The 17,162-nt window shown below is 61.0% G+C and carries 21 protein-coding genes; 12 read left to right on the top strand and 9 right to left on the bottom strand.

Translation table 11 applies throughout. The annotated features are described in order from the left end of the window. Positions 1–5 precede the first annotated feature (5 nt). From SJY18_RS12270 to SJY18_RS12255, 4 genes are all read right to left on the bottom strand, one after another. Positions 6–299 carry a rhodanese-like domain-containing protein gene (locus SJY18_RS12270; protein WP_337337337.1) on the bottom strand — a complete coding sequence of 98 codons (294 nt, stop codon included), beginning with the start codon at positions 297–299 and terminating at the stop codon, positions 6–8. Positions 300–388: 89 nt separating this feature from the next. After that, positions 389–487 (bottom strand): 30S ribosomal protein bS22, encoded by a 99-nt coding sequence (locus SJY18_RS12265; RefSeq protein ID WP_003792170.1) that lies wholly within the window; start codon positions 485–487, stop codon positions 389–391. A gap of 81 nt (positions 488–568) precedes the next feature. After that, positions 569–760, bottom strand: coding sequence for a helix-turn-helix domain-containing protein (locus tag SJY18_RS12260; protein ID WP_337337336.1), 192 nt, complete (start codon positions 758–760; stop codon positions 569–571). Between the two features lie 96 nt (positions 761–856). After that, complete coding sequence (locus SJY18_RS12255; protein WP_337337335.1) at positions 857–1,261, bottom strand: metalloregulator ArsR/SmtB family transcription factor; 405 nt, start codon at positions 1,259–1,261, stop codon at positions 857–859. A 68-nt stretch (positions 1,262–1,329) separates the two neighbouring features. Between SJY18_RS12255 and SJY18_RS12250 the strand changes: the two genes are divergently transcribed. Further along, positions 1,330–2,769, top strand: coding sequence for a potassium transporter TrkG (locus SJY18_RS12250; protein ID WP_337337334.1), 1,440 nt, complete (start codon positions 1,330–1,332; stop codon positions 2,767–2,769). After that, positions 2,762–3,433, top strand: a complete 672-nt coding sequence (locus tag SJY18_RS12245; RefSeq protein WP_337337333.1) for a TrkA family potassium uptake protein — start codon at positions 2,762–2,764, stop codon at positions 3,431–3,433. Before SJY18_RS12250 ends, SJY18_RS12245 begins: the two co-directional genes overlap by 8 nt. Before the next feature lie 10 nt (positions 3,434–3,443). Here SJY18_RS12245 and proC read toward each other — a convergent pair whose 3' ends face one another. The 3 genes from proC to SJY18_RS12230 are packed head-to-tail and all read right to left on the bottom strand — an operon-like array spanning position 3,444 to position 5,968. After that, on the bottom strand, positions 3,444–4,274 hold the full coding sequence (gene proC / locus SJY18_RS12240) for a pyrroline-5-carboxylate reductase (protein WP_396667780.1): 831 nt from the start codon (positions 4,272–4,274) through the stop codon (positions 3,444–3,446). A 16-nt stretch (positions 4,275–4,290) separates the two neighbouring features. Next, a complete protein-coding gene (locus SJY18_RS12235; protein WP_337337331.1) occupies positions 4,291–4,953 on the bottom strand; it encodes a GntR family transcriptional regulator in 663 nt (220 codons plus the stop codon). Between the two features lie 13 nt (positions 4,954–4,966). Beyond that, entirely contained in the window at positions 4,967–5,968 is a 1,002-nt protein-coding gene (locus tag SJY18_RS12230) for an ornithine cyclodeaminase family protein (protein ID WP_337337330.1), read from the bottom strand. Between the two features lie 265 nt (positions 5,969–6,233). Here SJY18_RS12230 and SJY18_RS12225 point away from each other — a divergent pair, with 265 nt between their 5' ends. The 9 genes from SJY18_RS12225 to SJY18_RS12185 all read left to right on the top strand — a co-directional run bounded on the left by SJY18_RS12225 (position 6,234) and on the right by SJY18_RS12185 (position 15,529). Further along, positions 6,234–7,157, top strand: coding sequence for an ABC transporter permease (locus SJY18_RS12225; RefSeq protein ID WP_337337329.1), 924 nt, complete (start codon positions 6,234–6,236; stop codon positions 7,155–7,157). Next, positions 7,154–8,062 (top strand): ABC transporter permease, encoded by a 909-nt coding sequence (locus SJY18_RS12220; RefSeq protein WP_337337328.1) that lies wholly within the window; start codon positions 7,154–7,156, stop codon positions 8,060–8,062. Before SJY18_RS12225 ends, SJY18_RS12220 begins: the two co-directional genes overlap by 4 nt. Beyond that, positions 8,059–9,072 carry an ABC transporter ATP-binding protein gene (locus SJY18_RS12215; protein ID WP_396667779.1) on the top strand — a complete coding sequence of 338 codons (1,014 nt, stop codon included), beginning with the start codon at positions 8,059–8,061 and terminating at the stop codon, positions 9,070–9,072. Before SJY18_RS12220 ends, SJY18_RS12215 begins: the two co-directional genes overlap by 4 nt. Beyond that, a complete protein-coding gene (locus SJY18_RS12210; RefSeq protein WP_396667778.1) occupies positions 9,072–9,908 on the top strand; it encodes an ATP-binding cassette domain-containing protein in 837 nt (278 codons plus the stop codon). Before SJY18_RS12215 ends, SJY18_RS12210 begins: the two co-directional genes overlap by 1 nt. A gap of 18 nt (positions 9,909–9,926) precedes the next feature. Beyond that, positions 9,927–11,465 carry an ABC transporter substrate-binding protein gene (locus SJY18_RS12205; protein WP_396667777.1) on the top strand — a complete coding sequence of 513 codons (1,539 nt, stop codon included), beginning with the start codon at positions 9,927–9,929 and terminating at the stop codon, positions 11,463–11,465. 93 nt (positions 11,466–11,558) lie between these two features. Beyond that, positions 11,559–12,782, top strand: a complete 1,224-nt coding sequence (locus SJY18_RS12200; protein WP_396667776.1) for an amidohydrolase family protein — start codon at positions 11,559–11,561, stop codon at positions 12,780–12,782. After that, on the top strand, positions 12,779–13,528 hold the full coding sequence (locus tag SJY18_RS12195; protein ID WP_396667775.1) for an aspartate/glutamate racemase family protein: 750 nt from the start codon (positions 12,779–12,781) through the stop codon (positions 13,526–13,528). The genes SJY18_RS12200 and SJY18_RS12195 overlap by 4 nt, the downstream gene beginning before the upstream one ends. 73 nt (positions 13,529–13,601) lie before the next feature. Continuing rightward, positions 13,602–14,567, top strand: a complete 966-nt coding sequence (locus SJY18_RS12190; protein WP_396667774.1) for a cation diffusion facilitator family transporter — start codon at positions 13,602–13,604, stop codon at positions 14,565–14,567. Between the two features lie 32 nt (positions 14,568–14,599). Then, positions 14,600–15,529, top strand: coding sequence for an LLM class F420-dependent oxidoreductase (locus SJY18_RS12185; protein ID WP_337337321.1), 930 nt, complete (start codon positions 14,600–14,602; stop codon positions 15,527–15,529). Here the strand turns inward: SJY18_RS12185 and SJY18_RS12180 are convergent, their stop codons facing one another. Continuing rightward, positions 15,530–15,961, bottom strand: coding sequence for a nucleoside deaminase (locus SJY18_RS12180; RefSeq protein ID WP_396668918.1), 432 nt, complete (start codon positions 15,959–15,961; stop codon positions 15,530–15,532). A 64-nt stretch (positions 15,962–16,025) separates the two neighbouring features. On the opposite strand from SJY18_RS12180, the gene upp reads away from it, so the two are divergent. Further along, positions 16,026–16,658, top strand: a complete 633-nt coding sequence (gene upp / locus SJY18_RS12175; RefSeq protein ID WP_337337320.1) for a uracil phosphoribosyltransferase — start codon at positions 16,026–16,028, stop codon at positions 16,656–16,658. A gap of 179 nt (positions 16,659–16,837) precedes the next feature. Here the strand turns inward: upp and SJY18_RS12170 are convergent, their stop codons facing one another. Beyond that, positions 16,838–17,158, bottom strand: coding sequence for a DUF3467 domain-containing protein (locus SJY18_RS12170; protein WP_337337319.1), 321 nt, complete (start codon positions 17,156–17,158; stop codon positions 16,838–16,840). Between the last annotated feature and the right edge of the window lie 4 nt (positions 17,159–17,162).

Below are 17,162 nucleotides of genomic sequence, written 5' to 3'. Positions count from 1 at the left end.
CGTGCTCAATTCTCGGTTGAGTAGCCGGCAGCGATCCATTCGCCGGTGCCGCCATCGACGTTTGTCGCGTCGTAGCCGCGGGACTCGAGCGCTTCAACCACTCGTCCGGATCGCCCACCCACCTGGCAGATCACGTCGAAAGGGCCCTCAGGAAGCTCATCGAGTCGGCCCCCGATGCTCGACATGGGAATGTTCACTGCCCCCGGCACGTGCCCCAACGCGAACTCGTCTGCTTCGCGCACGTCGATAAGCGGAGTATTTGATCGCTCGCGCAGTTGCTGCACGCTGATGCTCTGCATGGGACTGTCCTCTCAGGGGCGGTGCCGACGGTTGGCAGGACCAACACGAAGCGCCCGTCCGAGGACAGGCGCTTGGTGTCTAGCCGCTGCTACTTCTTGTTGCGGCGCTGGTGGCGGGTCTTGCGAAGCAACTTGCGGTGCTTCTTCTTCGCCATGCGCTTGCGGCGCTTCTTAATAACTGAACCCACGGAAAACCTCACAATGTCGGGGTCTGGGCGCAGCTCGTGCGCGCCCGGGAACGGCAATATGCAAAAATGCCTCTCGTCAGTCTAGCCGACGTCAGCGATGGGTCGTTGCAATGCTTCGGTTACAGCCGTTTCTGGTACGCGATAACTGCGGCCGAAGCGCACCGCCGGCAGTTCCCCCGCGTGCACCAGACGGTAGACGGTCATCTTTGACACGCGCATGATCGCGGCAACTTCAGCAACCGTCAGAAATCTGACATCAGGCAACTCAGCCATAGCGATCCCTTTCCCCAGAGTCTCTGTGCACACTCTAGAGCGGGATGCGTGCGCGTGTAAACCCGAGTGACGCTTGAGGCGGATGTGAAGACGGCGTCAGCGACCGGGAAGCTTCTTGAGTGCACTCTCAAGGGCGTGCTTGGCGGATGCGGCGGCACGGCCCACTACCTCGGCCGCGTGTGCTGCCGAATCCGTCAGTGTCGATTCAGCGATGAGATCATCTTCCCCACTGCCGAGGAAGGGGACCAACCAGTCATCAATCTCATCGAGAGGCGCAGCAGACAGGCTGTAGTAGCGGTGCTGGCCCTCTTCGCGCACCGATACCAGCTGAGACTCGCGCAACACCTTTAAATGTTTGGAAACAGTGGGTTGGCTGACCCCGAGTTCGTGAACGATATGCGAGACGCTAGTCCCGCGTTCACCCTCGTTGACGCGATCGAGAAGTAACCTCAGGATGTCGCGGCGCGTACCGTCCGCAATCACGTCGAAGATGTCCGGCATGACTTCAGAGTAGTCGGGCGACGCGACGAGTACCATGACTGAGGTCCACGAAGGAAGAGAGGCGACGCATGGCGACTGGCCCCGCGGCGTCGTTCGCGCGCCGAGTGCGTGCGGCCGCGAAGGCGACAAGCGATACCTTGCGCTCTGCAACAACATCTTCGCCGGCACGGTTCGCGGTAGTGGTCTTTTTGATCCTCATCATGCTGTTTACCGCGCTGTTGTCGCTTCCGATTGCGGCGGCACCCGGTTATCGGGTGCGTTTCGCCGATGCCGTCTTCACCGCAGTATCGACAATCTGCGTGACGGGCCTCACCACCGTCGACATCGCAACCACGTTCTCAGGGTTCGGCAAAGCCGTCATATTCGTCGGGGTCAACATTGGCGGCATGGGCGTGTTGACCCTTGCGTCCATCCTCGGACTCGTCATTTCAAAGCGTTTGGGCCTGCGCGCAAAGCTGATGGCGGCGGGCGACTCGAACCCACTGCGTGCGCACGGCGGCCCCGTCAACGAGGGCCAGACAGTTCGACTGGGTGAAGTCGGTCAGCTTCTTCGAACCGTTGCTCTTTCGACTCTGCTGATCGAGGGTCTCGTAGCAATCGCGTTGTACCCCACCCTCGTTATGGCAGAGATCAATCCGCTGGATGCGCTGTGGGAAGCGCCGTTCTACGCGGCGATGGCTTTCACGAACACCGGCTTTACGCCGAACCCGGGTGGTTTGACCGCGTTCGCCGATGACTATGTGCTGATGACCATCCTGATGACCGCCGTATTCCTCGGCAGCATCGGCTTTCCGGTGATCTACGCCCTGTGGAAGAACCACTGGCACGTGCGCCGGTGGCCGCTGCACACCAAGCTGACCATCATCACCACGATGCTGTTGTTCTTCGCCGGTGCTATCGCCTTCCTGAGCCTCGAGTTCAACAACCCCGCCACATTCGGAGCAATGGATGCGTGGGATACGACATTCCAAGCGTTCTTCTTGTCGGCCATGACCCGCTCTGGCGGCTTCTCGGTGGTTGACGTCGGTGAGCTCTATGGCTCTTCGCTCGTCGTCGGCTCGATGCTGATGTTCGTGGGCGGCGGTTCAGCATCCACAGCCGGCGGAATCAAGGTGACCACCCTCGCCGTGTTGGCTCTGGCTGTGTGGTCAGAAGCCAAGGGGCGCACCTCGGTCGAAGCGTTCGGACGCCGCATTCCCAGCGATGTGCAGCGCGTCGCGCTGTCGGTTGTCGCGTGGGGCGCGACGCTGGTGGCGCTTTCGACCATCGTGATCGCGCAGATGAGCAAAGCGCCGATCGCAGATGTTCTCTTCGACGTGATTTCTGGCTTCGCGACGGTGGGGCTCTCGACTGGTCTCACCGCTGACCTCGACGACCCCGCAATCTATGTCATGGCGGCAACCATCTTCATGGGTCGCATTGGTACAGTGACACTCGCCGCGGCTGTGGCAGCAACATCTCGATCGCAGCTTTACTCGCTGCCCGTGGAAAGGCCGATTGTTGGTTGAGCGCATTCGGAGCGACGCTCCCGTCCTAGTGATCGGCCTCGGTCGTTTCGGCGCCGCGTGTGCGGGCGAACTCGACCGCCTCGAGCGCGAGGTGCTTGCCATCGATGAGAACCTCGATCTCGTACAGAAGTGGTCTGAGCGCGTTACGCACACCGTGCAGACAGATGCTCGCAACATCGACGCGTTGAAGCAGATCGGCGCCCAGGACTTTCAAGTGGCCGTGGTCGCCGTAGGTTCATCCATCGAGGCATCCGTGCTGATCACCGCCAGCCTCGTCGACCTCAAAGTGCCGCAGATCTGGGCTAAGGCCGTTTCACAATCTCACGGCAAGATCCTGGCCCGCGTAGGCGCGAACCACGTCATCTACCCCGAGCGCGAAGCAGGCGAGCGAGTCGCGCACCTGGTCAGCGGTCGCATGCTTGACTTCATCCGCTTCGACGACGACTTTGTGCTCGCCAAGATGTACCCCCCGAAGTTCATTCGCGGAGTGGGCCTGAACGAGTCTGGCGTACGCACCAAGTACAGCGTCACCGTCGTCGGCGTGAAGAGCCCCGGTCGCCCATTCCGCTACGCCGAAGCAGACACGATCGTCACAAACCACGACCTCATCATCGTCTCGGGCACAAACTCCGACATCGAGCGCTTCGCCGCGCTTGATCGATAGAGCCCCGGCGCTACGAGCTCGCCGCAAGCTCTCTTGCCCGAGCTAGGGCGGCATCGGTCGCACGCGCAAAAACCTGGTCAAGGTTCGCATCTTGCAAGACCGCAACTGCGCGTTCTGTCGTGCCGTTGGGACTCGTAACTCGGCGGCGAAGCTCGGCCGGATCGTCATCTGAAGCGTCAAGCAGTGCGGTCGCCCCGATGAAAGTCTGTTCCACCATGCGGCGTGCCTCATCGATAGTGAAGCCTTTGGCTACCGCCGCCTTGGTGAGCTCTTCGATGAGTAGAAACACATATGCGGGTCCCGAGCCGGAAATGGTCGAGAGTGCGTCGATCTTGGTTTCGGGCACTTCGAGCACTTCGCCGCACGTTTCGAACAACGCTCGCACTAGCGACATCTGCTCGGAGCTCGCCGCGGTACCGGCCGCGATGCCGGTCACCGCCTTGCCGACAAAGGCGGGAGTGTTCGGCATGGAGCGAACGACCGAGACGTCGGCGCCAAGAATGCTCTCGAACGTGGCGACGGTCACCCCAGCCGCCAAGCTCACCACGATGGTGCCGTGCTTCAGATGGGGGGCGATTTCGCGCAGCAGATCGGGGACCATAGCCGGTTTGACGCCAATCAACACGACGTCTGCGGTCGCAGCTGCGTCGGCGTTGCCCGTGGGCTGAGACTCCAAGGCGATGCTGGTGACTCCGTCAAGCTCCGCGAGCTCACGGGCCTTTTCCGCCGTTCTATTGGTGACGGTGATGCCTGCTGCGGCAACCCCAGATCCCACCAATCCGCGCAGAATTGCGCCACCCATTGAGCCGGCGCCGAGGATTGCGATTCGTGGAGATGTCATCTTGCAATCCTAGAAGTCACCCACGGTCAAGGATGATTTTGAGCGAAGGTGTTCGTCCCTTCTCAATATGTGAGAAAGCAATGCTCTCGGCCAACCGGTCGTTTCCTTCGTCGATCGCAGCCAAGAGCTCATCGTGTTCGTGAGATTGCACGCCTGGGTCTCGCTCAGCACCGGTCAAATAGAACATCCAGGTCATCCGGGCTGACACGGCCCGCATCAGGTCTCGCAACAGCGCGCTGTCGGCGAGCGCAACGATCTCGTTGTGAAAGCGCGCGTGCGCTTCAGCGATCGCCATGCGCTCCCTCGTCGCTACAGCGTGGTGCGCGAGGTCAAGAGACTCGGCAAGCGGCGTCGAATCGGCCCCTCGGCGAATGTTCTGTGCGGCAAGCCTCGCCGCGAGGCTCTCCAGGCTCAATCGCACGTCAAAAAGTTCGTTGATTCCCCTTGCGGTCCAGATCGTCACTCGTGCGCTGCGCCGAGGCGCCGTGACCACGAAACCGTCGTTTGCCAGCTGCAGCATCGCAGAGCGGACGGGTATGCGCGACACCTCTAGCTCCGCCGCGAGCGCATTCTCCTTCAGCGCCAAGCCTTCCTTGAAACGCCCTGTGATGATCGATGCCCTTAGCGCGTGATAAGCCTGTTCGGCCAGAGAATCCTGCACCAGTGTTTCATCGACCATCTCTATCCCTCGTTCACTCTCGAATGCAAACCATCGTGCCAGTTCCTAGAGTCCGAGCACGCCCAAGCACGTGATCCGCAGCCGCGAGATCCTGCAACCCGATCCCGACCGAGTTGTAGACGGTGATGTCAGAGGCGTTCACGCGGCCGGTTGCGGGGGCGCTGAACACCTTGCCCAGCTCAACCAACGCCGATGGCGCGAGCGCGTTGGCATCGCATGCATTGCGAATGTTCCCTGAATCGGCCAGCGCGACTGATCGCTCATCAACCACCACGGCAGTGGCTCTCTGAAAGACGTCGGGATGGAGCTCGCTGAACGCTGAACGCGGCGGCGAGCCAACTGCATTGACGTGTACCCCCTCGACAATCTGGGCTCCGAAGAGGATCGGTTCCGAAGAGGGCGTCAAGGTGCAAACAATGTCGGCGCCTTCAACGGCCTCCGCGACACTCACTTTCGAAGTCGCCGGCAGGCCTGCTTCTCTGAGCTTGCGAACCCCGTCGCGGGATCGTTCGGGGGAACGTGACCACAACCGCACTTCATCAAACTCGAACAAGCGCGACAAGACGGCGGCGTGTTCGATCGCCAACGCGCCTGCTCCAAGCAGGCAGAGCACACGCGAGTCAGCCCGAGCAAGCGAGCGGGTTGCAACCGCCGTGACCGCCGCGGTTCTCATGCGGGTCAACGAACGACCGTCCACAACGCCTACGCACTCGCCGGTGCCTGCATCGAACACCGAAATGCTCGAGCGTTGTGCAGGCAGACCCTCGGCGCGGTTTCGGGGCGAATCTGCCAACACCTTGAGTCCAAACAAGCCCAACGATGGCGCGAACGCTGCCATGGGCACAACTGTCGGTGCATCGTCAGCGCGATCATTGCTGAGGTACAGGGCGTGGGGCGCCAGTTGCACCGCTTCGCCAGCTGAAAGCTCGCAGTGCGCACGGGTGAGCGCCTCAAAGAGTTCATCCCAGTCCACGAGGCCCTCAACTTCCGCCGAGGTAAGAGTGAGTGTCGCCATCTTCGTATCTACTTTCTGTATCCCAAACGGGTTTCGCTAGAAGCGACGATAGTTCAATTTCGCTCGACGAATTTGCGCACCTTGTCCTGTTGATGACGACGCCAGTCGCGAAAAATGCCCATATTTACGGCAAAAAAACGCGCGCGCTCATCGCGATTTATTCATCCGAAGAGTTCATCCTTCAGAAACGCCGTGTCACGCGAACGAAACACTCGTGCGCAATTCTGTATCCCAGATCAATTCCTAGACAGTCGGGGGGTGCGGCATGGCAAGTCTCATCGGACGCCGCTTGGCGCAAGCGATGACCACGGTTTTCGTCGTGGTCACGATCGCGTTCTTGCTCGGAAGGCTGAGCGGGAGCCCTGCAGCGCTGCTGCTCAGCGAGAATGCGTCGACGGAGCAGATCGATGCCCTGAACACCCAACTGGGCTTTGACCAGCCGGTGTGGAAGCAGTACATCGATTACCTCGCAGGAATCGTCACTGGCGACTTCGGCGACTCCTACCGGCAGACAGGCGTCTCGTCTATGGAGTTGGTGCTCGAACGACTTCCCGCCTCGATCGAGCTCGGCGTAACAGGGCTGTTCCTTGGCATCGCACTCGCGCTGGCAGCCGCAGTGATCGTTCAACTCTCCGGCAGTCGAGGGGTGCGCACGGCATTCTTGGGATTGGGGTCTGCGCGACAGGCCATCCCCGACTTCTTCTTCGGTTTGCTGCTTGTGCTGATCTTCTCAGTGCACCTGGGCTGGCTGCCCTCGCTTGGCGATAGCGCGCCTTTCTCAATCGTGATGCCCGCGGCAACCGTCGGGACTGCCCAGTTTGTGATTTACCTTCGGCTGCTCGATAACTCGCTCGGCGAACAGTTCCGGCTGGACTATGCCCGCACCGCCCTCGCCCGCGGTGAGAACCGCTACCGGGTGATTGTGCACGAGTTGCTACCCAACGCCGCGTTGCCGGTTCTCACGATCGCTGGAATCAGTCTGGGCACTTTTCTCGGCGGCCTTGTGATCGTCGAGAACGTCTTCGCATGGCCGGGCATGGGGCAACTGATGCTCAGCGCCGTCTACTCCAGAGACTTTCCCGTCGTCCAGTCTGGGCTGATCGTTGTGGCCACTTTGTTCATCCTGTCCAACGCGATCGTTGACGTGCTCAGCGCTGCGATCGATCCGAGAGTGAGACAAGCAGCATGACGACGATCGACAACGACCGGGTGCTCGTCGCTCCCGACCCTGACACTGCCGCCAAGATTCGGCTGCCGAGCTTCTCGGCCCAAGAATGGGTCGGCATTGGCTTACTCGCAATCGTGGCCATTTACATCATTGCTGTCCCGTTCCTCGCGCAGTACGACCCCTACACCCAGGACCTGTCCGCTGTACTCCTCGAACCGTTCACGGACGCAAACCATGTGCTCGGCACTGACATGCTCGGCCGCGATCTTGCCAGCCGGCTAGCCCTTGGCGGGCGAGTTTCGATGGGAATCGTGCTGCTAGTCGTGGTCGTCAACTCCATCACCGGCATGATCGCCGGGATGCTCGCCGGGTATGCGGGAGGAAGAGTCGACAACCTGCTGATGGGGTGGGCTGATGTACAACTCGCAATGCCCGTGATTCTCGTGCTGATCGCGCTCTCCGCTTCGCTCGGCCCGAGCGTGTGGCTCATGATCTTCACGCTTGCCGCCACCTATTGGGTGGGATACGCACGCGTCGCGCGGAGCACAGCGATGGCTTTGCGCGGTCGGGACTTCGTGATCGCACCGCGAATTCAAGGCGCTACCCCCTACTGGACGGTCAGCACCCACATCGCACCACACGTGAGCGTGCAAATGGTCATTCTCGCCTCGGCTGATATCGGGGGCGTCCTCCTGCTCACTTCTTCGTTCGACTACTTGGGGCTCGGTGTGCAACCGCCCACTCCAAGTTGGGGGTTGATGATCAGCGAAGGCCAGAAATACGTGCGCGAATCGCCGCATCTCGCATTGATCCCCGGCATCGCCATCTTCTTGGTGGTGATCGGCACGAACCTCGTCAGCCAGCGGTTCACCGCTGAGAGAAACATCTCGACGCTCCGCCGACGAAAGAAGAAGGCTACACAATGAGCACACCCCCGCTTCTGCAGGTAAAAGACCTCGTCGTCGCCACCCGAGATGAGAAACACGGCCTTGTTCGACTGGTAGACGGAGTGTCGTTCTCAGTGCAAGAAGGAGAAGTGCTCTGCCTCGTCGGCGAGTCTGGATCAGGCAAGAGCATCACCATGTCGGCGGTGCTTGGCCTTCTGCCCACTGGTGTCGAAGTGCTCAGCGGCAGCATCGAGTACCGCGGTCGCGACCTGCTTGCGCTGTCGAATCGTGAGTTGCGTGCACTACGCGGCGATGAGCTGGCGATGGTATTCCAGGACCCCATGACCGCACTGAATCCTGTCAAACGAGTTGGCCACCAGCTCGCACGCGCAGTGCAATTGAGAGGAAAGCGTCGCTCAGCCGACGAAATCGACCACCGAGTGCAGGAGCTATTGCACTCGGTGGGTGTCACCGACTCGGCGGAACGCGGCAAGTCCTATCCACACCAGTGGTCAGGCGGAATGCGCCAGCGCGCCGTAATCGCGATGGCGATCGCTCACAATCCACGGCTACTAGTCGCCGACGAGCCGACGACAGCCCTCGACGTGACGATCCAGTCACAGATCATGGCGCTTCTCACCGAAGCACGGGCTAAGTCTGGAGCGGCTATGGTTCTCATCACTCACGATCTTGGGTTGGTCGCGCAGACGGCTGACCAGATCTGCATCATGTACTCGGGCCGCATCGTCGAACAGGGCACGGTCTGGGATATCTTCGATCAGCCGAAACACCCCTATACCGCTGGACTGTTGGCGAGTCTGCTCACCGCAGACCGTTCTAGCGGGCGCGCCTACGCAATCCCGGGCTCTCCTCCGATGCCAGCTCGCCGTGGCAGCGGCTGCGCGTTCGCTGCGCGTTGCGAGCTTCCCGCCAAGTCGCTCGAATGCGCGAGCGCCGTACCCACGCTTCGCGATGTCGGCACGGATCACTTCGCCGCTTGCCATCATGCCGAAGCCATGTCGGCCTTCGAGACGGTGGTGAATTCGTGATGGCTTCCTCTGCCGCGCCTGTTCTTGAGATCGATGATCTGCATGTCCAATTCACGCGACGCAAGGGTCTCCGCGGACGCCACGTCGTGAACGCCGTCGATGGAGTCTCTCTCACGCTTCAGAAGGGCGAAACCCTCGGACTTGTCGGCGAGTCCGGCTGCGGAAAATCGACCCTCGTTCGCACAGTCTTTGGCTTGAACAAGCCGACCGCCGGCTCAATAAGAGTCCTTGGTGAGACGCTGAGCACGCTCAGCCCGGCGAGACGACGCGCTGTCCAAAACCGCGTGCAGCTTGTCTTTCAAGACCCGTACTCGTCGTTGGACCCACGGTTGAGCGTCCATGACATCGTTGCAGAGCCCCTGCAGATTGTGGGCACGTACTCCAAAGAACGCGTGGTTGAGCTGCTCGCAGATGTCGGCATCGGCGCTGAGAACCTTCGTCGCACACCGGATCAGTTTTCTGGCGGACAAAGACAAAGGATCGGCATCGCGCGAGCGCTTGCTCTGCGTCCCGAGGTTCTCGTTCTTGACGAGCCGGTGTCGGCACTCGATGTATCAGTGCAAGCGCAGGTGATCAACCTGCTCATCGATCTGCAGGCGAAACATGACCTGTCATATCTGTTCATCGCCCACGACCTGTCGGTGGTGCGGTATCTGTCAGACCGCGTGGCGGTGATGCGCGCGGGCAGCATCGTCGAGCTCGGCCAGCGCGATCAAGTGTTCGACTCGCCCCAGCACCCATACACGCGATCGCTGTTGTCAGCGATCCCGATCCCAGATCCGCACCTCAGACCAGACTCACCACGATCAGTCCAGCGCCCTGCCCCTACCCCCTGAGAAACCGAGGAATCACAAATGTCACGCAGACTCATCCGCACCCCCCGCCGTGGGCTCGCTTTCGCGACCGTCGCAGTGAGCAGCATTGTGCTTGCCGGTTGCGCATCCGGAGGCGCCGAAGGCGAAGCATCCCCCGATCATGACCTGACGATAGGCGTCGTCACTGAACCGGAAAAGACCCTCGACGGCATCGTCGATGGATCACTCGCCGGCTACAACATCTACTACAACCTGTTTGACCAGCTCACCACGCTCGACGCGGACGGCAACATAATGCCGTCAATCGCGACCGAGTGGTCAGCGAATGATGACTTCACCGAGTGGACGTTCACGCTGCGCGACGACATTGAGTTTCATGACGGCACCCCGCTCACGTCTGAAGACGTCGCGTTCACCTACACCGAGGTTCTCGCGACGCCTGACTCCGACAACTTGGGTTATATGGGAATGCTTGAATCGGTGTCTGCACCGGATGCAACCACCGTCGTCTTCGAACTCAACTCGTCGTTCTCGCCGTGGCCATCGATCACTACTGCGCAGTCGATCGTTCCCGCTGAGCTGTACATGGAACTCGGATCAGAAGAGTTTGCCGAAGCCCCGGTCGGCAGTGGAGCATTCACCTTCGTTAGCCGGTCGCGCGGTGTTGACTACGTTCTTGAGCGCAACGACGACTATTGGGGAGACGTGACTGAGGTCGACACTCTCACCTTCCAGACGGTCGCTGACGAAGAAGCCCGCCTGAACGGAGTGATTTCAGGGAGTCTCGATGTCGCACTCATCTCGCCAAATCAGGTGTCTTCACTCGAGGGCAGCGGCGCGGAGTCTGTGTCACGTGCGTCGAATGGTGCCACGTTCTTGGGCATCAACTCGACTTCGGGTCCGCTAGCCGATGAGAAGATTCGCCTCGCTGTGTGGCACGCGATCAACCGCGACGAGCTTGTCTCGGCCGTGCTGGATGGCCGCGCTGTTCCCAACGACCAGATCGTTGCGCCGAATGTCACCGGCTACGTCGATGGCAGCGAAGGCCCGGCCTATGACCCTGCCGCTGCCGAAGCGCTCCTCGCTGAAGCCGGCTATGACGGCACCGCGATTGCTCTGGAGTATGCCACTGACGGTCGCATCCCGATGAGCTCAGAGGTTGCGCAAGCAATCGGTGGCTACTTGGAAGCCGCCGGAATCACAGTTGAGCTTGTGGGAATGGATCAGGCCAGTCTGTCGAACCGCATCTACGGCACCGTCGACATGGATGGCATCTTCTTGAACACGTGGGCGCCGTCGACTATGGACGGCGATATGCCCATCACCAACATGTTCGCGGGCGGACAGAACGACTACGCGCAGAGCCCGACCACGGCCGCGCTGGTTGAAGAACAGCGCATGGTCGATGGCGCTGACAGGATCGCTGTGTTCGACGAACTCGCCAGCACCAACTATGCAGCGGCCTACTTGATTCCGCTTTACACGCCTGACGCTGACTATGCCGTGACTGCCGGCATCGACTGGACCCCTCGTGTCGACGGGGAGTTCATGCTCGCCGACGTCACATTCAGCGACTGACGCTACTGTCACGCGAGTGGAGGGCCGTTTGCAAGCGGCCCTCCACTCGCCTCTCCTCTGTTACGCGTCACACTGGCGCAAGAAAGGCTCGTGATGTCTTCAACAATTCTGCGCAATGTGCGCCCATGGGGGCAGCTCCCCGTCGACATCGTCCTTCAGGACGGCGTGATCGACGCCATTTCGCCGCACTCTGACTCTGGCAACTTCGCCGGTGTTGCCGAGATCGACGGCGAATGCGGCATCGTGGTGCCGTCGTTCAGCGATGTGCATGTGCACCTGGATTCCACCCGCATGGGGCTCCCTTTCCGCCCCCACACCGGGGGAAATACCCTGTGGGACCGGATCACGAATGATCGTGAGAACTGGCGCTCTGCCGAGCAAAGTGTCGCCGATCGCGCGACATACACTCTCGGACGGATGATCGAACAGGGCGCCACCCGCGTTCGCAGCCACGCGCAGATCGATGCTGACTCGGGTCTAGAGAAGTTCGAAGGCGTTCTTGCCGCGCGCGAAGCACACCGCGACCGCGCCGATGTCGAGATCGTCGCCTTTCCTCAGGTAGGAATTCATCTCGAGGCCGGCGTGCCGGAGCTACTAGATGAAGCGCTGCGCAACGGCGCAGATCTCATCGGTGGAATCGATCCGTGCGCTTTGGACCGGGATCCACGCCGTCATCTCGACACAGTTTTCGAACTCGCGCAGCGGCACAGCGTAGGAATCGATATCCACCTGCACGAGGGCGGCACGCTCGGGCTCTTCTCGCTGCAGCTGATCACCGAACGCGTGCGAACGCTCGGAATGCACGGACTCGTAACGGTCTCGCACGCATTCTCGCTCGCGTCGGGGCTCCCCGGTGTCGCGGCCGCCTTGGATGAGATCGCTGATCTCGACATCGCGTTGACCACTGTTGCCCCCAAGGGGTCACACGTGGACCCCCTCGATCTACCACTTCAGGATCTCTTAGAAAGAGGCATCAGAGTGGGTCTCGGTATGGATGGCCAACGGGACTACTGGTCTCCCTGGGGCAATGGGGACATGCTTGAGCGCACATGGATGCTGGCGTACACCCAGGGCTACTCACGCGATGCACTCATTGAGTCTGCGCTCGCTGTGGCTTCATGGGGTGGCGCGCGAGTTATTGACCGCTCGTTGCGCTCAATCGATGAGGCCGTCTGGCCAGGAATGGCTGTCGGCGATCCCGCCGAACTCGTCGTACTTCGAGGCGAGACGGCAACGGCGGCGGTCATGGATCGCGACCCGAATCGCCTCGTCATCCACGCGGGTTCGGTCGTTGCAGCCGGTGGCGCATTGATATGAGTCAGAGACCTGTGGTCCTCGTTGTCAACTGCAATACAAACCGAGTGATGACCGAGCAGATAGTAGCCATCGCGGAATCCGCATCGAACCAAACCACGAAGATCGTCGGCGTCACCCCCGCGTGGGGGCCGTCATCGGCAGAGGGATACGCCGAAAGCTATGTCACCGCAGTTGCGACGATGGACGCGGTTCTTTCTCACCGTGAGCACTTCGATGCCGTGGTGATGGCAGGCTATGGCGAGCACGGCCGCGAAGGAATGCGACAGGCTCTGCGACAGCCAGTCGTCGACATCACCGAAGCGTCGGCCTACTTTGCCTGCCTGCTCGGAAGACGGTTTGGCGTCGTCACCACGGTGCCAGCGGCTGTTGCTGGCATCGAAGATAGCCTGGCTGTCGCAGGCGTGCTGGCAAGATGTGCTGGTGTCGCCGCGAGCAAGGTTTCTGTCTCGCACATCGCCGACGACCAAGCTCGCACTTTCGCGGCGCTTGAGACTGCTGGCCGCGAACTGCTCCTGCGCGGGGCGGATGTCATTGTGCTCGGGTGCGCAGGTTTCGCCGGCCTCGACAAAGCCCTTGAATCCAGTCTCGGCGTGCCGGTGCTCGACTCTGTCGCCTGCGCAGTGCAGATGGCGCACTCGCTCGTCTGTCTCGACAAGCGCACGAGCAAAGTCGGGGCATTCACCCCGATGGATGAAGCCAAACCGTGGACAGGGCGCAAGCTCGGTGAGATGCCACACACACCTTGACTTGGTGCAGATGCAACTTATGATCGGGCGATTGCGCTGGCAGTCACACGTCGCGCATCCGTAGACTCAATCCATGAGTGCATCTGGTGGCGGCAAGGCAATTCTTGCGGCGTTCCTCGCGAATCTGGGGATCGCAATCGCAAAGTTCGTGGCGTACTTCGTTTCAGGCTCGGCGTCGATGCTGGCCGAGGCGATCCACTCGGTCGCAGACTCCGGAAACCAGCTGTTGCTGATGTTCGGGGGAAGGCAGGCACGGCGACAAGCAGACGCGGAGCATCCGTTCGGCTACGGCCGCGAACGCTACGTCTATGCGTTCGTCGTCTCGATCATTCTGTTCTCGGTGGGTGGCGTCTTCTCCATCTACGAGGGTGTCGAAAAGATCACAAATCCGCACGAGCTGACCAACGCGTGGCTTCCCATCACGGTGCTGCTCATCGCGATGGTGCTCGAGTCTTTCTCCCTGCGCACGGCGGTGAAAGAGAGCAACCAAGTTCGTGCCGAAGGCCAGTCCTGGATCGCGTTTGTGCGGCGCGCCAAGGCGCCCGAATTGCCTGTGGTGCTGCTCGAAGACGTCGCGGCGCTGACAGGATTGTTCTTCGCTCTGCTCGGCGTGGGGCTCACCGTCGTCACCGACAATCCGCTCTTCGATGCGATCGGCACGCTGATGATCGGAACCCTCCTCGTGCTCGTGGCAATCGTCCTCGGCATCGAGACGAAGAGCCTGCTCGTCGGCGAAGGCGCAACCGTGACCGACCGCGACCGCATTGTGGAAGCCGTCCTCGACGGCCCCGAGGTCTACAAGATCATTCATGTCAAGACGCTTTATCTGGGTCCTGACGAGTTGCTCGTGGCTGCGAAACTCGCCTTCGCCGCAGATAAGTCACTCGGTGACGTCGCGTATGAGATCAACACGATCGAAAAGCGTGTGCGCGAGACGGTTCCTGCGGCGCGCGTCATCTACTTCGAACCCGACATCTACCGCCCGAGCCTCGATCCAGCACCACCCACCGAAGAGTTCTTCATCCGGTCTGTGGACTGAGCTCGACGGACTGAATAGGAGAAATACCGACGATGGAATACTGCCTCTTCACAGAACCGCAGCAAGGTGCCACCTACGACGACCAGCTCACCTTCGCGCAGGCAGGCGAGCGCTCCGGTTTCACTGGCTTCTTTCGCTCCGACCACTACCTGCGCATGGGAGAGGGCGATCCATTCCCCGGCCCAACAGATGCGTGGACGACGCTCGCGGGTATCGCTCGTGAGACCTCGACGATCCGACTCGGAACGCTTGTTTCGTCTGTCACTTATCGCGTGCCGGGCATTCTCGCGATACAGGTCGCACAGATCGATGCGATGTCAGGTGGGCGCGTAGAGCTGGGGCTAGGTACCGGCTGGTTCGAGCAGGAGCATCTCGCGTATGGCATCCCCTTCCCTGCCAAACGGTTTGATCTTCTCGAGGAGCAGCTTGAACTCATCAATGGCCTGTGGGCAACTCCGGCAGATGAGAAGTACAGCTTCGACGGCGCCAACTACCGACTGAAAGACGCCCCCGCCCTGCCGCGAGCGGTGCAAGAGCGCATTCCCGTCATCGTGGGCGGTGGCGGTCCCCGCCGCACCCCGAACCTGGCGGCACGGTTTGCCACCGAGTTCAACATCGGTTTTCAGCCCGAGAGCGTTATCGCCGAGAAGTTCGAGAACGTGCGACAAGCGTGCCAAGATCTCGGGCGTGACCCTGAGAGCCTGAAACTCTCCGTCGCACTCCCCACGCTGGCTGCGGCAACCGAGACCGAGCTCGAGCGTCGCGCCACGAACATCGGCACCACGCTGCCAGAGTTCCGCGGCGAGACGAATATCACCGGCGGCGCTGAGCAGATCATCGAGAAGGTAGGCAGGCTCGTCGACCTCGGCGCACAACGAATCTACTTTCAGCTGCTCGATATGCGCGATGTCGAACAGGTCGAGTTTCTCGGCGCGGAGGTCCTCCCCCACCTGCCGCGCTAGTCAGCGTTTGGCGTCGAAGAAGTCGCGCAACAACGAGACAGCGAGGTCTTGGCTCAGTCCGCCCACCACTTCGGCCCGGTGCGGCAGTCGACGATCACGCACCACGTCATATACGGAGCCGACCGCGCCAGCCTTTTCATCCCACGCACCGAACACCACTCTGCTCACTCTCGACTGCAGCAGAGTGCCCGCGCACATCAGACACGGCTCCAACGTCACGACAAGGGTGCAGCCGTCAAGATTCCACGAGCCGATGGATGCCGCGGCCTGGCGCATCGCCACAATCTCGGCGTGCGCAGTCGGATCGTTCGTCAGCTCACGAAGGTTACGGCCTTCGCCGATTACTGATCCAGCGGCATCCATCACCACTGCGCCGACGGGGACGTCACCGTCGGCACCCGCCATGGCTGCCAATTCAAGGGCTTGAGCCATCGCGACGACGTCGGCAGGATCGAAGTTCACACAATGAGACTACGACCCCGACTAACCTGGGCGTATGCGCCTGCACGTCGCGGAACATCCGCTCATCACCCACAAGCTCACTGTGCTTCGCGACGAGAGCACTTCGTCGCCAGTATTTCGTCAACTCACTGAGGAGCTCGTCACGCTTCTTGCGTACGAAGCCACCCGGAACGTCCGCGTCGAGCCGCACGAGATTCAGACTCCAGTCACCACCACGATCGGAGTGAAGATCAGCGAGCCTCGTCCTCTGGTCGTGCCGATTCTGCGTGCCGGACTGGGCATGCTCGAGGGCATGGTCAAGCTCATCCCCACCGCCGAGGTGGGTTTCTTGGGCATGGTGCGCAATGAAGAGACCCTGGAGCCGTCTACCTACGCCGAGCGGCTTCCAGACGACCTCAGCGACCGGCAGTGCTTCGTGCTCGACCCGATGCTCGCGACCGGAGGATCGTTGGGGGCAGCGATCGAGTTCTTGTTCGAACGCGGCGCGCAGGATGTGACTGCGATCTGCCTGCTGGGAGCACCCGAGGGCGTAGCTGCGATCGAGAAGCAGATTGCTGGGCGCGACGTCACTCTCGTTCTCGGAGCGATGGATGAACGGCTCAACGAGAAGGGCTACATCGTGCCCGGGCTCGGCGACGCCGGAGATCGTCTCTACGGCACCGTGTAATTTATAGCCCAGTTTGATTTACGGCGCAGTGTGATTCACAGCACCTTGTGATTCACGGCACCGTGTGATTCACAGCACCTTGTGATTCACGGCGCAGTGCGATCCACAGCACAGTGGAATCGACAGCCCCGTGTGATCTGCAACACCGGGTGAACTGCCCGAGATGAAGGCGTGCGCCCTCAGTCACCGACGATGGGATCGGTCGAGGAACGTCGACCGGTCTCACGCTCCCAGAACTCAAGCTGTTGTGTAAGTGCCTTTGCGAGCTCGAACACCTGCTCGGGAGGAATGCGGATTCGACTGACGACGCGGGCCGGCACCGTTGTGCGCCGTTTGCCTGTGTCGGGATCAACCTCTTCGCGCGGCGGATGCGAGAGGCTGAGAAAGTCCATGACGAAAACGTTGGGCGTGTGCCAGACGTTTGCGAAGTCGGCGTACGACCCCGCGATCTGCTCTGGCGGAAGGTCTATGTCGAACTGTCGTGATGGGTCGTCAGCCATAGTG

This window comes from Microbacterium sp. R86528, from assembly GCF_044596335.1.
Taxonomy (GTDB): domain Bacteria; phylum Actinomycetota; class Actinomycetes; order Actinomycetales; family Microbacteriaceae; genus Microbacterium; species Microbacterium marmarense.
This window is presented reverse-complemented; position numbering and strand designations above follow the sequence as displayed.

Bases quoted from the DNA above. Each gene is read 5' to 3' on its own strand.
- SJY18_RS12270 (WP_337337337.1), bottom strand. From the start codon at position 299: ATGCAGAGCATCAGCGTGCAGCAACTGCGCGAGCGATCAAATACTCCG.
- SJY18_RS12260 (WP_337337336.1), bottom strand. From the start codon at position 760: ATGGCTGAGTTGCCTGATGTCAGATTTCTGACGGTTGCTGAAGTTGCC.
- SJY18_RS12255 (WP_337337335.1), bottom strand. From the start codon at position 1,261: ATGCCGGACATCTTCGACGTGATTGCGGACGGTACGCGCCGCGACATC.
- SJY18_RS12250 (WP_337337334.1), top strand. From the start codon at position 1,330: ATGGCGACTGGCCCCGCGGCGTCGTTCGCGCGCCGAGTGCGTGCGGCC.
- proC (WP_396667780.1), bottom strand. From the start codon at position 4,274: ATGACATCTCCACGAATCGCAATCCTCGGCGCCGGCTCAATGGGTGGC.
- SJY18_RS12235 (WP_337337331.1), bottom strand. From the start codon at position 4,953: ATGGTCGATGAAACACTGGTGCAGGATTCTCTGGCCGAACAGGCTTAT.
- SJY18_RS12230 (WP_337337330.1), bottom strand. From the start codon at position 5,968: ATGGCGACACTCACTCTTACCTCGGCGGAAGTTGAGGGCCTCGTGGAC.
- SJY18_RS12225 (WP_337337329.1), top strand. From the start codon at position 6,234: ATGGCAAGTCTCATCGGACGCCGCTTGGCGCAAGCGATGACCACGGTT.
- SJY18_RS12220 (WP_337337328.1), top strand. From the start codon at position 7,154: ATGACGACGATCGACAACGACCGGGTGCTCGTCGCTCCCGACCCTGAC.
- SJY18_RS12215 (WP_396667779.1), top strand. From the start codon at position 8,059: ATGAGCACACCCCCGCTTCTGCAGGTAAAAGACCTCGTCGTCGCCACC.
- SJY18_RS12210 (WP_396667778.1), top strand. From the start codon at position 9,072: ATGGCTTCCTCTGCCGCGCCTGTTCTTGAGATCGATGATCTGCATGTC.
- SJY18_RS12205 (WP_396667777.1), top strand. From the start codon at position 9,927: ATGTCACGCAGACTCATCCGCACCCCCCGCCGTGGGCTCGCTTTCGCG.
- SJY18_RS12200 (WP_396667776.1), top strand. From the start codon at position 11,559: ATGTCTTCAACAATTCTGCGCAATGTGCGCCCATGGGGGCAGCTCCCC.
- SJY18_RS12195 (WP_396667775.1), top strand. From the start codon at position 12,779: ATGAGTCAGAGACCTGTGGTCCTCGTTGTCAACTGCAATACAAACCGA.
- SJY18_RS12190 (WP_396667774.1), top strand. From the start codon at position 13,602: ATGAGTGCATCTGGTGGCGGCAAGGCAATTCTTGCGGCGTTCCTCGCG.
- SJY18_RS12185 (WP_337337321.1), top strand. From the start codon at position 14,600: ATGGAATACTGCCTCTTCACAGAACCGCAGCAAGGTGCCACCTACGAC.
- SJY18_RS12180 (WP_396668918.1), bottom strand. From the start codon at position 15,961: ATGGCTCAAGCCCTTGAATTGGCAGCCATGGCGGGTGCCGACGGTGAC.
- upp (WP_337337320.1), top strand. From the start codon at position 16,026: ATGCGCCTGCACGTCGCGGAACATCCGCTCATCACCCACAAGCTCACT.
- SJY18_RS12170 (WP_337337319.1), bottom strand. From the start codon at position 17,158: ATGGCTGACGACCCATCACGACAGTTCGACATAGACCTTCCGCCAGAG.